This window comes from Acinetobacter lwoffii (assembly GCF_029024105.1).
GTDB lineage: Bacteria > Pseudomonadota > Gammaproteobacteria > Pseudomonadales > Moraxellaceae > Acinetobacter > Acinetobacter lwoffii.
In genome coordinates, this window is record NZ_CP118963.1 from 2543950 (window position 1) to 2558268 (window position 14319).

At 41.8% G+C, this 14319-nt stretch carries 13 protein-coding genes; 2 read left to right on the forward strand and 11 right to left on the reverse strand.

Going from position 1 to position 14319, the window contains the following annotated elements:
- Nucleotides 1-116: 116 nt before the first annotated feature.
- The 5 genes from PYW33_RS12320 to PYW33_RS12340 all read right to left on the reverse strand — a co-directional run bounded on the left by PYW33_RS12320 (nt 117) and on the right by PYW33_RS12340 (nt 3735).
- On the reverse strand, nt 117-938 hold the full coding sequence (locus PYW33_RS12320; RefSeq protein ID WP_004646043.1) for a class I SAM-dependent methyltransferase: 822 nt from the start codon (nt 936-938) through the stop codon (nt 117-119).
- The gene (locus PYW33_RS12325) at nt 932-1756 is read right to left on the reverse strand and encodes an undecaprenyl-diphosphate phosphatase (protein ID WP_004279167.1); all 825 of its coding nucleotides are present in this window, start codon (nt 1754-1756) and stop codon (nt 932-934) included. The genes PYW33_RS12320 and PYW33_RS12325 overlap by 7 nt, the downstream gene beginning before the upstream one ends.
- A gap of 16 nt (nt 1757-1772) precedes the next feature.
- Entirely contained in the window at nt 1773-2438 is a 666-nt protein-coding gene (gene tsaB, locus PYW33_RS12330; RefSeq protein WP_004646042.1) for a tRNA (adenosine(37)-N6)-threonylcarbamoyltransferase complex dimerization subunit type 1 TsaB, read from the reverse strand.
- 136 nt (nt 2439-2574) lie between these two features.
- The gene (locus PYW33_RS12335) at nt 2575-3102 is read right to left on the reverse strand and encodes a gamma carbonic anhydrase family protein (RefSeq protein WP_171057008.1); all 528 of its coding nucleotides are present in this window, start codon (nt 3100-3102) and stop codon (nt 2575-2577) included.
- Nucleotides 3103-3126: 24 nt separating this feature from the next.
- Entirely contained in the window at nt 3127-3735 is a 609-nt protein-coding gene (locus PYW33_RS12340) for an NUDIX hydrolase (protein WP_004646038.1), read from the reverse strand.
- 123 nt (nt 3736-3858) lie between these two features.
- Here PYW33_RS12340 and PYW33_RS12345 point away from each other — a divergent pair, with 123 nt between their 5' ends.
- Nucleotides 3859-4407, forward strand: a complete 549-nt coding sequence (locus tag PYW33_RS12345) for an NUDIX hydrolase (RefSeq protein ID WP_161785319.1) — start codon at nt 3859-3861, stop codon at nt 4405-4407.
- Between the two features lie 59 nt (nt 4408-4466).
- Here PYW33_RS12345 and filF read toward each other — a convergent pair whose 3' ends face one another.
- From filF to filA, 6 genes are all read right to left on the reverse strand, one after another.
- The gene (gene filF / locus PYW33_RS12350; RefSeq protein ID WP_004646036.1) at nt 4467-6398 is read right to left on the reverse strand and encodes a putative pilus system protein FilF; all 1932 of its coding nucleotides are present in this window, start codon (nt 6396-6398) and stop codon (nt 4467-4469) included.
- Nucleotides 6399-6419: 21 nt separating this feature from the next.
- Complete coding sequence (gene filE, locus PYW33_RS12355) at nt 6420-7667, reverse strand: putative pilus assembly protein FilE (protein ID WP_026055748.1); 1248 nt, start codon at nt 7665-7667, stop codon at nt 6420-6422.
- A gap of 7 nt (nt 7668-7674) precedes the next feature.
- The gene (gene filD, locus PYW33_RS12360) at nt 7675-9339 is read right to left on the reverse strand and encodes a putative pilus system OmpP1/FadL family transporter FilD (protein WP_004646033.1); all 1665 of its coding nucleotides are present in this window, start codon (nt 9337-9339) and stop codon (nt 7675-7677) included.
- Between the two features lie 12 nt (nt 9340-9351).
- Nucleotides 9352-10557 carry a putative pilus system protein FilC gene (filC, locus tag PYW33_RS12365; protein WP_004646032.1) on the reverse strand — a complete coding sequence of 402 codons (1206 nt, stop codon included), beginning with the start codon at nt 10555-10557 and terminating at the stop codon, nt 9352-9354.
- Between the two features lie 34 nt (nt 10558-10591).
- Entirely contained in the window at nt 10592-11425 is an 834-nt protein-coding gene (gene filB / locus PYW33_RS12370; RefSeq protein ID WP_004646031.1) for a putative pilus system C39 family peptidase FilB, read from the reverse strand.
- Between the two features lie 188 nt (nt 11426-11613).
- Nucleotides 11614-12681 (reverse strand): putative pilus system protein FilA, encoded by a 1068-nt coding sequence (gene filA, locus PYW33_RS12375; RefSeq protein WP_004646029.1) that lies wholly within the window; start codon nt 12679-12681, stop codon nt 11614-11616.
- Nucleotides 12682-12940: 259 nt separating this feature from the next.
- On the opposite strand from filA, the gene PYW33_RS12380 reads away from it, so the two are divergent.
- Nucleotides 12941-14272, forward strand: coding sequence for an anthranilate synthase component I family protein (locus PYW33_RS12380; RefSeq protein ID WP_004646028.1), 1332 nt, complete (start codon nt 12941-12943; stop codon nt 14270-14272).
- The last annotated feature ends 47 nt before the right edge of the window (nt 14273-14319 follow it).

Genomic DNA, 14319 nt, shown 5'->3' on the forward strand with positions numbered 1-14319 from the left:
TTTCAAGGAGATGAGTGGCTCGCTAATGTGCTGAATAAGTTTATGCTTGATAAGCATTTAATCAATGCTAATTTTAAATATATAACAAATCTTTGCTTAATAAAGAAGCCATTATCCTATTCAGCTACAAGTTCATGCTGAAAATACGCATCAAAGCGACAAGCATCGCCTTGCCATTGATGATTTGGCTCTTTTCCGGCCAGAAATACCGCCAGACGCGGACGTTTGACCACGACACGCTTGCCAATTTTCTGCGCCAGTTCTAGAAGGTTATCACCCAGATCCATTTCACCATCTTCAGGCAATAACATATGCAACAGCTGCATCTGTTTTTTGACCTGTGCCTGCTTTTTGACTGCCTGCTGATTTTGATCCCGCTGTGGGAACATTGGATCAAGATAAACTACATCGACAATTTGATGCTGCTGGGCCTGTTGCTGCAGATAATCGGCTGAATCAGAAAAAACCAAATGAATCCGTGATACGACCTGACTTAGAAATGCATCCGACTGGGCACGCGTATGGGTATCTTCAAGCAAGGTGAACAAAATCGGATGCCGTTCAACCAAGGTCACTTGCGCACCTAAATGTGCCATCAACAGACTGTCATGTCCCAGACCCGCAGTCGCATCAACTAAGCTTGGTTTTTCACTTAAATTACAGGCACGTGCAATCATTTCTGACTTTAAAGATGCGCGTTTTAAACGCCCGGTTTCCGCTTGCCAGTCCGGTTGCATCTTCATGCCGTTGGCACATAACCAGAGTCCGTCAGCATCAACACAAAGGGCCAGTTCAGGATTTAAACGGAAAAAACGTGCATTGAGTTTTTCAACAGTTTCAATCTCGACCTGTACCCCACGAGAAGAAAGCACAGCCTCGAAGTGCTGTGCTTTCTCTTGATCGTCAGATTCGGCATATAAGCGAATCGCGCTTACCATAATTTCCAACCTGTATAGGCAAATAATAAAATCAGCAGACCCGAAGCAATACGATACCAGGCAAAGATCATAAAGTCGCGTTTGGCCACATAAGCGACCAGCGCACGGATTAATATCAATGCCGAGATAAAGGAAACCAGAAGCCCAACCCCAATCACGGTCCAGTCTTCAGTGGTATTTAAGACATCATAGCTTTGATAAAGATCTAGCAGGCCAGCACCAATAATCACCGGAATACCCAGAAAAAATGAGAATTCAGTCGCTGCTTTACGGGACACACCCAAGAACATCGCACCGATAATGGTTGCGCCTGAACGGGAAGTCCCCGGTATCAAGGATAAAACCTGAATCAGGCCAATCCAGATCGCATCTCTAATGCTGAGTTCTTCAACTTCATGTACACGGACTTGTGGTGGATTCTTTTCAATCCAGATAATGATCAAACCGCCGACAATCAAACCAATGGCAATTGCAATATCATTAAACAGTAATTGTTTGACGGTTTGTCCCAGAGTCAGACCAATCAATATAATCGGAATAGAAGCCAGAATCAGGCCAATGCCTAAACGGCGACCTTGTGGTTCACCGCTGACAATCCCGGTCGCTGCCCCCCAAAGACGTGCCCAATATTCATAAATAACGGCAGCAATTGCCCCCATCTGGATCGCGATGACGAATACATCACTCTTTTCCTTGGTCCAGAAATTCATTAATTCTGATGCCAAAATCAAATGGCCGGTACTGGAAATAGGCAAAAACTCAGTAATGCCTTCGATAATACCCATGATGGCCGCTTTGAGTAGCAGTAAAAGATCCATGCTTTATCCTAATTAATTATGCTTTGCCTTGTTCTGGAATTTTTTTCCACGCGTTATCGCGTAAATATACGGGTAATGCCAATTCTGCACTCACCCAGTTTTCTGCTTGTGCCGCTGCACGTGCAATGCTGGCGATATCCTGTGCGGTGGCATGCACATCTTTATAAATTGAAGTTTCACTTTGTACCAGTTCAGCACCTGAACCTACCGGGGTAAAGCGCACAGCTTGGCTACCTTCTGCATAACTTAACAGTTGCTCATCATCGACCGGTTGCATAATTCCTTGGGCATCCAGTTGATAGCTCGCGATATAGACTTCGCTCATACGGGCATCCAATACCGCAGACACTTCAGTCAGACCGTGCAAGCGGTAGGCTGCTTGTGCCAAAGCTTGCAAAGTCGACACCGGAATTACCGGCACATCATTTGACCAAGCCAAGGCCTGAGTCACGGCAGCATTAATACGCACACCGCTAAAAGAACCTGGACCACGACTAAAGGCAATCGCGGTCAAATCAGCAATGGCCAGTCCAAGATCTTGCAGACCTTGTTCAATCATCGGGAGAATCGTTTGCGTTTGTGCCTTGGCGCGCGCATCAAGCTGAAAAAATAGTTCTTGAGTATCATCGATTACAGAAACGGAACACTGCTCATTGGCAGTCTCCAATGCCAGCACTTTCATGCACAACCTTAATTCAGAGAATATAAAAAACGCGGATATGATACTCCACTCATATCCGCTACGCGAGATTTTCCCGAAACAGATACAAAAATGCCTAGAAAATCTAGGCTTATGATTCACTCAATAAAAGAGCGCCTTAGAGTTGCACGTCTTCCAAATCCTGAAATTTCTGAAAATGCTCGGCATAATGCATAGCGCTCATTGTTAATTTTTGAATACTGTCTTCATCCAGCGTTTTCACCACTTTACCGGGTGAGCCCATCACCACAGAATTATCTGGAATCACCTTGCCTTCCGGAATCAAGGCATTGGCACCAATAATACAATTCTTGCCAATCACGGCATTGTTTAGAATGACTGCCTGAATTCCGATCAGGCTGTTATCACCAATGGTACAACCATGCAGCATGGCCTGATGCCCAATTGTCACATAATTGCCAATACTCATCTCGATACCGGCATCCGTATGCAGTACTGCATTTTCCTGCACATTACTAAAGTCACCCAATTTGATTTTACTGTTATCTGCACGTACTACGGCACCGAACCAGACACTGACTTGTCGTCCAAGCTCAACTTGTCCAATCACTGTTGCCGTTGGTGCCACCCAGCCATCCCAGGGCTGATGTGTAGCGGTAGGTAAGTGTCCCTGAAATTTGTACAACATTGATAAAATCCTGTTCAATGGTTAAAAAAATTTGGAGCGTTTAAAGGTTGGAGAATTAAGCAAGAATGGCCAGTCTTTTTTATAATCCAGCCCATATTGAAATAAAGAAATCAGCATACGTGCGGTCAAGCCCCAAACCACTTCATTTTCTACCCGCATACTCGGAAAATATAAAGATTGCTGGGCAAAACGGACTTCATAGGGTGTGGGCGTCACTTCAAGCAAATGCTGCAATGAAGCAAAGAAAATCCGGTCAATTTCTGTTGGTTGTGGAATCAGTTGCACTTGCGGAGGAATCAGTCCCACAATCGGCTTGACCAGCATACCATTTCGGGCTTTTTGCATGGGCAAATCACCCATTAAATGCACATCAAAGGGGTTCAATGCCGTTTCTTCATAGGCCTCTCTTAAAGCCACCACAATATTACTGGTATCTTGCGGATCACGCTTCCCTCCGGGAAATGAGACTTCTCCAGCATGATTATTCAAATAAGCTGAACGGCGCGTCAGCAATACTTTGGGGTCAGCTTCATCTGTAATTGCAATCAACACGGCAGCATGCGCAGATCGGATACGCTTGGAAAAACGTAAGCGTTGCTGCAACCTTTGTGTCAATTCACATGCATCCATTCTTTCAACCCTGACGATGATCATAATTTCATCATAGCTGATTTTAGTCGGGGCGGGAGAGAAATGATGCCAAATTTTGCTTTTTCAGTTATCCTGAGCATACTTTTATCATTGATGATGAATATGAACTTCTGTGTGAATTGTGGACATAAAACCACTGCTAAAATTCCTTTGGGCGATCAGCAAATTCGCAGCGTATGTGATTCATGCGGCTCTATTCATTACATTAATCCGAAAGTAATTTGTGGCGCTTTAGTCTTATTCGAAAACAAAGTACTGTTGTGCCGTCGTGCCATTGAACCACGCTATGGCTTATGGACTTTACCTGCCGGCTATATGGAACTGTTTGAAACCATGGAGCAAGGGGCTGCCCGGGAAACCCGCGAAGAAGCCGAAGCTGAAGTAGACATTGAACAGCTTTACTGTATGTATAACATTCCGCGTATTGGTCAAATTTATGTGTTGTTTAAAGCCAATCTGATTGATGGAAAATTTGGTGCGGGTGAAGAAACCATCGAAACGCGTTTATTTGATGAAGCAGATATCCCCTGGACTGAACTAGCCTTCCCGAGTGTAGAACATACCCTCAGACATTATTTTGAAGACCGTAAAAATAATATTTTTCCAATGCATCTGGAAACCTTAGGCACGCGTCTAGACCATACCGGTTAAATCTAATAGGCATAAAAAAATCCCATACTAAGATGGGATTTTTTTATTTTTAAAGAATATTATTTGGCTTTGACTTGATAGCAATCCGCAAGCTTAAACTCAACCGAACCACCGTTTAATTTTGCTAGGCTAATATCTGCCGGTGTTTCACCCTCATTGTTATTATTATAAACTTTTTGAAAACTCGCATAGGTATTGGCCCATTGTACCCCATCCCCTGCCGAATTCAGGAAAGTTACACGCCCATTCTGGCCGACATTAGTATCCAACACATTAGACAAATTGAGCAGCGCACCACCGATCACAATCGAATCCCTAGAATCCGGTGAAGACTGGATGCGTGAATCTACCCCTACCAATGCGCCATTAATATTACCAAACTTTTCATTGGCCAGAATCAGACGCATGGAAACCGCTTTATCAGCGACAAATGCACGTCCCAAAGTCCCGAGGCGATATTGTTGTATGCTTTGATGATCTAAGAACGTATCTGCCAACACATCACCCTTACAGCCATTCACCGGATCAGTCGCGAAATTGCTGGAAGATTGCATATTGGTGCGTACATCACCATTACTGTCAATTACGATTCCCAAAGTAATTGGATTAACAGTGGTATCTGTAAATTTAAATTCCAGATTGGCATACATTGGGAAGATATATTTCTCCCCATCTGCGACGTTCTGCGCTGTTTTAAAAACCTGACGATCCAGATAACTAATCGGGAAAATCTTATATAGATCAACGCTTCCCGTATAGTTTTCACCATCGGCCTGCAAACGCCACAACCCCAAGTTGGCTTGATCGGAAGTATCCAGCGATTTTTTGTCAGTCACCACCTTATAGAAAGCTTCTTTACCCGCGATCACATAATCATTCAATAATCTGCCTTGATACAACTCAAGCGGAGTCGCATTATTTGCAACATTCAAGCGGTAAGGCGTGTTAATGGTTTTACTGGTTGGATGAATCCATGAACTTTGTGGATCAGCGGTCATTTGTACCGGTTTCACCTTACGGATGAGTTGAGCATTAATCCCCCCTAAGGAAGATAAATTTTCTTTAGCCAGAATTAACTCATTATCACGCCATTGTAAGCCGCTGCCAAAGGTATAGCCCTGGCGATCGGTAATCAGCATAAAATGGCCAAATAAATATTTATTATTCTTATTCTTAATATCACAAGGACTTTGATTACAGCCCACCAGTCCATCTGAACCCGTCAGGTTACTACCAATTACGCCTGAAGTTGAGAATAATGAAAATTCTGGCTGATACACGGCTGCGTTAGCAATCGTCACCAGTTTTTTAACGGTGGCAAAAGCCACCTCATCCGAAATTATGCTGATATCAACAAAATCTTTGATTTTAGTCGCCAAATCAGTATCAGTCAGACTAATATTTCCACTGATTTTAGCCAAATTTTTGCGCATGTCTTCAGTAATATATAAAGGTTGCACATCAGATGGATTAACAATACTTCCCTTTTGTAGTGCCAAAGCTTGCAGAATTTTAACCAGACGCATGGCCACCTGAACGGTAGGATCACCAGGCTCCAAGTTACTTACCCGACGTCCGCTAATCCCACTCGCAATATCAATCACACTTAAACGTGGCAGCTGAGTCTGGGCACTAAAACTGGCATAATCACTGAGTTTTATTTGACCTAAATTAATCTTATTCGAACCAAAACTTTGAATAGAAAACTCAATATTATCGGTCTTTTGGCAGGTTCCAGAAGCTACCCCATTTTTACTGTCAAATAACGTAATAAACGTATTTTCTGTATCGCCACTACAGTTGAAATTTAAACCATCAAGCGGATATTCCAGCCCCCATTCCACACAGTTAGTTTCACCGGGGGTACAAGCACCATTTTCCGTAGCTTCATCACCTGGTTCTTTTATAACATTGGCACTTTCCCCACCACATCCGCTCAGTGCCATTAAAAGTGTACTTATAGCAAATGGAAATAATATTTTATTTTTCATATTCTTATACTCGAATAGTCCTTATCGAATGGCGACTAATTTTAGTTGTCCATGATTTGTCAGCATCTTGTCTTCAACATCTATCGCGGAGGCCAAAGGCGTCAATAATACATATTCAGTTTGTGCAGGAATCTGGAGAACCCCTTCGATACGCTCATGTTGAATAATATTCGCCTGTCCTTCCTGATTTTTAAAACCGCCCGCTCCTTCAAGCACACAGCCACGACTGTCTAAAAATACAACAAAAGGCCAATAATACGTTGGATTTTTCTGGCTAGAGGCATAAGAGTTGATCTGAATATTCTGGATATCGAATTGAAGCTTGACCACTTCAAAATCAAATTCGTCTGCTTTAAGAGGCGCACGAGGCCACAGGTTAACTGCTTTTTTAAGGCTGATTTCTTTCGCTTTTTTAATTTTCTTATCAGTAAAACACTGCATGCCCAAGCTATCGATAGTCTCCGACTGTGAAATACGATAATAACTTTGGGCCAGTACCACAGGACCGGAATCTACTTCTGGAGTTTGAAACAAGGATTTTAATACGGATTGTCCCACCCCTTTTTCACGTTCAATTGTCTGGATCCGGGTAGTTCCGATATTTTTATCTACTACTCCTTCGAGCATGCTGTAGAAACGTTTTTTGCCTTCTAAATTAAATTCTTTATTTTCCAGATACTCACTATCCACATATTCAATGCCTTCAACCTGGCTAAATCCCGGTTTTTGTATGGTAGCAACAGAAGATCCAGTTTCAGCATCAGAAATTTGAGGAGCTTTAGATTCAGGTATTAATTGTGGTGTAGACTCAATCTGTGCTTGTGCAATATGCGGTTGTACTGGTTGTACTGGTTGTACTGGTTGTACTGGTTGTACTGGTTGTACTGGTTGTACTGGTTGTACTGGTTGTACTGGTTGTACTGGTTGTACTGGTTGTACTGGTTGTACTGGTTGTACTGGTTGTACTGGTTGTACTGGTTGTACAACCATATTATGGCCATGCTTAGGTTTAACTTGTCCATTTTCTACGACGGGCACTTTTTCTAAGTTTTGCTTTACAGGTGTGGACTGAACTGCTGCAGTTCCTGCTGTTTTCGACAATCGAGATTTGTCCTCAGTTTTTTTCTCTGCATTATTACGGGGTACGACTAATGGTCGTCCATCCGGACCAATAATCGTAATAAATTCTTTAGCGCTTATATAAAAAGACACGGATACCAGACTTAATGCCAGTACCGCTGTCAATCCAACGTTCCCTGTCTTGATCATTTTTCCCTTACCAACGAGTGCGATAATTCAAACCTAAAATTGTAATTTTGGTATCTGTTTTTACGTTTAAACCTGCATATGGGTTCAATAACAGGTTATTTACCCCGGTCTGGTTGGCTAAACTACTGGTATTTGCTGGAATCTGATCTTTGCTACGCAAGAAACCAATTGATAGATCCAGATCAGTGTCTGCATCAAATCGGTAACCTACACCTAAACCAAATAACTGCGCACCATTGATCGGTACCATGGTATTACGCTTATTTTTCGGAATAGCACTGGTACGTGGCTCATAACCTGCCCGAAGCTTCAAACGATCTGTAGCGGAATACTCTATCCCGATACCGAAGTTCCACGGCGATTCAAATCCCATCGGTAAAGCCAAGGTTGAGTCAGTAACATTGGCGGACAAAATTTTGGCAATTTTTAGAGCTGAAATGGTACGATCAAATTCGAATTTGAACTCATCCCAAACCTTGTAGTCTGTCCAGCCAATATCAAAATTGACTTGCAAATCTGGCATCACTTTATATTTGATACCTGCCTGAAAATGCGCCGGATATTCAAAATCCATCGACACCAGACCTGATTCACTTGATGGTATATAATTTGGAAAGCCAAGAATAGCCGCCAGAATCTGACCGGTTGGCGAGGTCATCAAACCTTTGATCATTTCCTGAGGGGCTTTGGCATTATCAATATGATATTTACCTTTTAAGCGCATTTTCGCAGAACTTTGGTAGACCATACCAAAACTAAAATCTTCGCGCGGTTCCCACAATATTCCCAGGTTATAACTTGGGCTTAAGTTTTGCTCAAGCTCCAGTTGCATTTGACCAAACTTGCCAAATGGATTCATCCCCTCATCCGCATTACAGATCCCGAGCAAAAGAATATCTGTAATAATGTCGGAATTTTCTTTAAACGGCGTACACACAACTTCGTCGATCATACGCAACATCCCGATCAACTCATTCGGGAAACGCAAGTCCGTTTTCATCCCGATGGCTTGATAAGACATCCCGATAGAAGCACCAATCGACAGTTGGTCATTGACCTCATAACCGATGGATGGTGACAGATAGGTAATCCGCTCTAAAGCAACCTGCTGCCCCATAAAGTTTGCCGGGTTACCATCTTCATGACCAAAACCTGCCATGAGAGGAGCATAAACAGCAGTCGCATAAGTGGCTTTAGATCCAGGTGGATTGTATGCAATCCCCATGGTCGGTGCAGTCAAAGGAAGGCCTTCCCCTAAATCCACCATTTTTTTCAGAAAAGGGACATAAAGGCTGACATATTCCACATCGCCTTTGACCGGACCTTTAAAATCGGTACACAAATCAGATGAAACTTCAGGTCCGTCATTACAGACAATAGGATCATCAGAATAGCCAAATACGTTATATCCGGCGGGTACTGAAAACTCACGCTGGATATCAAAATTAGCCACAATGATTTGCTGTTCGGTTTGCAGCCCATTAATTTTAGTCAGTGCAGCCGGGTTAAAGTGGACCGCATTGACCCCTGGAGGATCTGCAGTGACAGCATTCCCCATGGATAGTGCACGTAAATCAACTGAAAGGTTGGTTCCCAATTGTGCAAAGGTATAACTTGAACAGCCCGCAAGAATAATTCCTGTTAATAACGGGCTAAGTCGAATGTTTTTCATACGACACCCCTATTAACTAATTTTTTTACCAAAACCTAAAATATCAAGTGGGAATGACAGTCCCAATGAAACATCCGGTGCATCTTCGGTCAGCCCTAGGCCAACGGTACCATTCACAATGGTTTCTGGAGAGACTCGCACACCTAAGGAAATTGCAAAGGTAGAACTGGTCTGATCCGCAGCAGAATAACTTTCACCCGTGTTATAGCTAAATTCCGCACCGGTATTAAAGCTTTGCTGATAGGACATGGTCATCGAAACGTCATAGTTAAATGAATATGCGAAACCAAAGGCAAAGCCTCCACTAACACCAGGTTCAAACTCCTCAATAATTCGGCTACCTCGACGCTGATTTAGGCCTGATTCTTTAAAACCATAGTTCGCAGAAACTGATGCAAACAGCACGACTGGATCAATGTATTTACGCGTACTAGCACCTACTCCAGCAGAGTAATAACCCTTTCCTGCTGCTAGATCTGTCGCGGCATTAATTTCATAAGGACTATCACCCGTTTTAGTCGACAAATTTGCAAATAAAATCAGAGGCAGACGACCCGCTTTTAGTGGAAAGGGTTCCCAGCGAGCACCCAAACTAATATCGCCCAAACCTGCAGTAGACGTATCTTTTAACAAGTCAGTTTTGGCCACTAAAGGTAAGGATGCAGTCAAGGTCAGGTTATCTTTCACGCCATATTGGAAAGTGAAAGTATTGGTCATACTATGTGTTGCATTTTCTTGAACACGTAGTTGATACAATTGGCCCTGAGCCATTTCTATATCAAGTTGAGTGTCTCGATAATAGGTATAATCAATATCGTAATATGATGAAATTTCGCCTTGTTTTATCAGAGAGTATTGGCGTTCATTTGACGTAAATACTTCTTCCAGATTAGCTGCCTGAGTAGCATCTCCTTCTTGTTGCTGTAAAGCTTGAGATGCATCTACGACTTGGCCAGCCTGAGTCTCTACAGGTGATGCTGTTTCAACGACCGCCTCTTCAACTGCTTCATATTCACCTAGTTCTGACTCTTCTGCAGCCTGCGTTTCGACCTGCCCGGTTTGAGCCGGTACAGATGCAGCAGTTTCAACGACAACTTCCTCATCAACCGTTTCGTATTCACCTAGTGCTGGTTCTTCTGCAGCAAATGCAACGCCCATTACCATTTGAATGCTCAGTGCCAAGAACGTCTTGTTCATCCATTTACTGTTCATATCCATTTCACCATTTTAATTTTTATTACTGTTTTTCATTTTATTTATTCTTGTAATACAGTCTCAGGAAGTTATGTTGATATTCCCCAAATTTTTCTGACTCTGTATTACGATTACGGTCCATACGGATCGTAGAAGCTTTATCAGCAATTTTGTCCATATAAAATTGTGGATACTGCATGTCAACCAAGGCATAGCGATTGATCGTAGCATCTTCTACATGGCGCATATCTGATTCTTTTAATGCTAGAAAATTTTTGCGATATTGTTCAGGTACATTAATCAGGAACAAAGTGTTATTTTCCCAAATATCCTGAAAACGCCGTTCCTCAAAACTGATATTACCAAGTGCTGGATCTGCAACATAAACCCGGCCATTTTTATAACCTTTATAAACTACAAAATGCTTAAATCCTGCATAGGAAATCGGAACAATGGCGGGCTGATCTTGATTAACTAAATCTTTGAACTCCCCTCGATAGCCTCCACTTTCCAACCCTAAGGCTGACACAAAGCGCTTCATATCAAGCAGAGAAAAACTACGGCGTTCAACAATTTTATCCGTTTCACCGAATTTCATCAGCCCACTCATGACTTGCTGCTCATCCAGCTGCGTACCGACATAACCATTGAGCAGGGTCGTAAGCGCTGCCGAACCACAACTATAATCATAAGCCTGACGTACAATGCCCTGAAACTGATCCAGAAGTGCCGGTTTTACTTCTACAGCTTCACGGTGCATACGTACAAAAGAGTCATTTCTTGAATCAAGAACTTCAGTATAGTGAACAGCACCATTTGGCTGTTTTTTGATATCCAGAGCTTCTTTGGCAGCGTAATACATCAATGCCGAGCCCAACGCGATCTCTAACATAATTATTAACTTTTCTTATAATGGGCATGATGCGCCTATTTTTCTTTTTATAGAGCATTCACTCTACTTCCCTGTAACTAGAAAGATACCTTCTTTTTCAAAAAAATACAGCATTTTTTTTATTTTTTGGATAAATGATTTAGTCATAAAAAAAACGCGTGTAAACACGCGCTTTTTTTAAATGAAGATTAGTGACCTGAAATAGTAATAATTGCGCCTTTAGTATAAGTATTTTGTGCAGGAGAATAGAAAGTTTGTAAACCCTGAACTTCCATATCACCAATTGATGATCTTGCTTCACGGTTCCCTAAATGAATGCCTTTAATGTATTGGTCTTTCGCCCCAGTATCATTACTTACAATACGAACATGTGCTGCCTTACCTAAGGTACTGCCAGTAGCTCCTACATAAGCATCGTTAAATACAGAAATGTTCTGGCTAATAGTTAAATCATTAGACTCCGCATCTGTAATTTTAATACTTTCGACAAAAATCTCACCAGCTTCACGTGTAGTTACTGCTGTCGTGCCTACAAGCCCCACCGCTTTATTTTTAGTCGAATTATCTAAAATGCCTAGGTTATTGATTTCTAAACCACCAATCATTTTAGTATTCATCTTGATCATTGCCCCTTGTGGGGCAGCACCTAATTGAATATTGGCATTCATTACACCCGTTTTAACTTCTAAACCACTAATGATGTCATTCACAACACCAGTACCGCCTCGGCGAATCGAATCTGGATTATCTGCACCAGAGGCAGTTACACCAATTCGGCCAATTTTAATATCTAGACCCGATACTTGTGCAGCAACATTAATGAAAGGATTACCATTACCAGCATCTGAGTCAATCACTAAATCAGCAAGATTACGGGATGGAAGTAAATAAGCACCATTATCGTCATAATTGGCACCAATTAATACACCATGATGTGCTGTAGTTGTAGGATTTACACGATCAGCATCAGTAATAGCAGTATCACTCGTACCACGAATTACGATCGCACCTGCACCTGCTGTTTGAGGAGTTGATGTACCAGCTGTTGTATCAACTAGATTATAACCATCTTTCAAACCATCATTATCATGGATAAATAATTTTTCAATCGCAATTTTCGAGATGCCGATACCAATTGTCAAACCGTCTTGACCCGTTGTTTCGCTTAGAGATGCATCATCCATTGCCTGCATCGCCATCGCATTGGCACTAAATGCAACTGAAGTCGCTAGAACTAATTTTGTGAATTTTTTCATTGTTTACTCTCCCAAGAGTACTATTTTTTTGGTTGTGAATTACTCAGTATTTAGGCTGTATTTTTTATTTTCTGACAGCTTAAACATCGTTCCTTGAGTAATTTTGCTAGCCCACTTAAATTAGCGTCGAGTCAGTTTTCGATCAACTGTCGTTGGTCGCAATCTGTCGCTTACCGATAAACGGTATTTCATGATTTAAAAATATTTTCTTGTCTTCTTGATATAAAATAGTGAGTCATATCGAACTCCCTATACGTGAATGACCAAAGCTCTCTATCATCGTCCCTTAAAGTTTGAATCATCTCTGGTTGCAGATGTATTGTCCGCATTAAAGACATTAGATCATCTGGTGTATTTAAATAATAATGGTCAGCCTTTCATTGCCTGCTGTGCTCAAGAATATTTTGTTGCGCAGACATCACAAATTCAGTCTTTTAAAAGAACAGGGATTGAACAATATCAACCCAGCCCATCTGAATTTAATTTAGTGATTGATGCATTAAAAAATCCTCAAAAGAATGGATTTCGTGGAGGCTATGTCGGTTTTATTAGCTACGATTATGCGGCTCAACAATATATTCAGTATCCAGATCGTACTCAACCTGGTTTATTTATTGGTCAATTTTCTTCCTACATTAAACCAACCCCTGATGGCTGGATGTTCTATAGTGATGATCCACAGGCAGAACAGATTTTCAATCATATTCAGAACTTACTTAACCAAGATAAAATTCACCCGACATTTCATTTAAACAATCCTTGTAGCTCACGCTGGACCAAATCTGTCTATACTCAGGCTTTTCAGAAAATTCAGGACTATATTGTTGCAGGTGACTGCTATCAGATTAATCTGACCCAAGAATTTAAAGGTCGTGCCCAAGGCTCCCTCTTAGCGACTGCCCAAGCATTCTGGACATTAACCGAAGCGCCCTATGCGAGTTATCTGCGTATTGGTGATTTTGAATTACTCAGCTGCTCACCCGAGTTATTTATTGACTTCGAAAAAAATCGGAAAATTATCACCAAACCAATTAAAGGCACCATGCCACGCTATAGCGATCCAGTGCTGGATGAACAATCTAAACACACCTTAAAAGCATCGGAAAAAGATCAGGCAGAAAATGTCATGATTGTGGATTTATTACGTAATGATTTAAGTGTTTATGCGGAAACAGGCTCGGTTAAAACACCTAAATTATTTAATATCGAAAGTTTTAATCAAGTGCATCATATGGTGAGCGAAGTAGAAGCGACCTTAAAAGCAGATGTGAATCCTTTCGAGGTGTTAATGTCAGCCCTACCAGGTGGCTCAATTACGGGCGCACCTAAAATTCGTGCCATGCAGATTATTGCTGAATTGGAAGGTGCAGCACGTGGGGCTTATTGTGGATCAATGGGTTATTTTAATTTTGATGGTACCGGTTCCTGGAACATCCTGATTCGTTCCATCCAAAAATATCAGGAAGATGTTTCTTTATGGGCGGGTGGTGGTATTACCATTTCTTCGGATTGTGATGCGGAATACCAAGAATGTTTTGATAAAATTTCAGCAATGCTGGATCTGTTAAATACGTGGTATCAGCCTGAATAAATAAAAAAGCGAATCATTTGATTCGCTTTTTTAATCCCTTCTAGCCT

Excerpts from the sequence above, each read along its gene's own strand:
- PYW33_RS12320 (WP_004646043.1), bottom strand. The coding sequence starts at position 938 with ATGGTAAGCGCGATTCGCTTATATGCCGAATCTGACGATCAAGAGAAA.
- PYW33_RS12325 (WP_004279167.1), bottom strand. The coding sequence starts at position 1,756 with ATGGATCTTTTACTGCTACTCAAAGCGGCCATCATGGGTATTATCGAA.
- tsaB (WP_004646042.1), bottom strand. The coding sequence starts at position 2,438 with ATGAAAGTGCTGGCATTGGAGACTGCCAATGAGCAGTGTTCCGTTTCT.
- PYW33_RS12340 (WP_004646038.1), bottom strand. The coding sequence starts at position 3,735 with ATGGATGCATGTGAATTGACACAAAGGTTGCAGCAACGCTTACGTTTT.
- PYW33_RS12345 (WP_161785319.1), top strand. The coding sequence starts at position 3,859 with ATGAACTTCTGTGTGAATTGTGGACATAAAACCACTGCTAAAATTCCT.
- filF (WP_004646036.1), bottom strand. The coding sequence starts at position 6,398 with ATGAAAAATAAAATATTATTTCCATTTGCTATAAGTACACTTTTAATG.
- filE (WP_026055748.1), bottom strand. The coding sequence starts at position 7,667 with ATGATCAAGACAGGGAACGTTGGATTGACAGCGGTACTGGCATTAAGT.
- filD (WP_004646033.1), bottom strand. The coding sequence starts at position 9,339 with ATGAAAAACATTCGACTTAGCCCGTTATTAACAGGAATTATTCTTGCG.
- filC (WP_004646032.1), bottom strand. The coding sequence starts at position 10,557 with ATGGATATGAACAGTAAATGGATGAACAAGACGTTCTTGGCACTGAGC.
- filB (WP_004646031.1), bottom strand. The coding sequence starts at position 11,425 with ATGTTAGAGATCGCGTTGGGCTCGGCATTGATGTATTACGCTGCCAAA.
- filA (WP_004646029.1), bottom strand. The coding sequence starts at position 12,681 with ATGAAAAAATTCACAAAATTAGTTCTAGCGACTTCAGTTGCATTTAGT.
- PYW33_RS12380 (WP_004646028.1), top strand. The coding sequence starts at position 12,941 with ATGACCAAAGCTCTCTATCATCGTCCCTTAAAGTTTGAATCATCTCTG.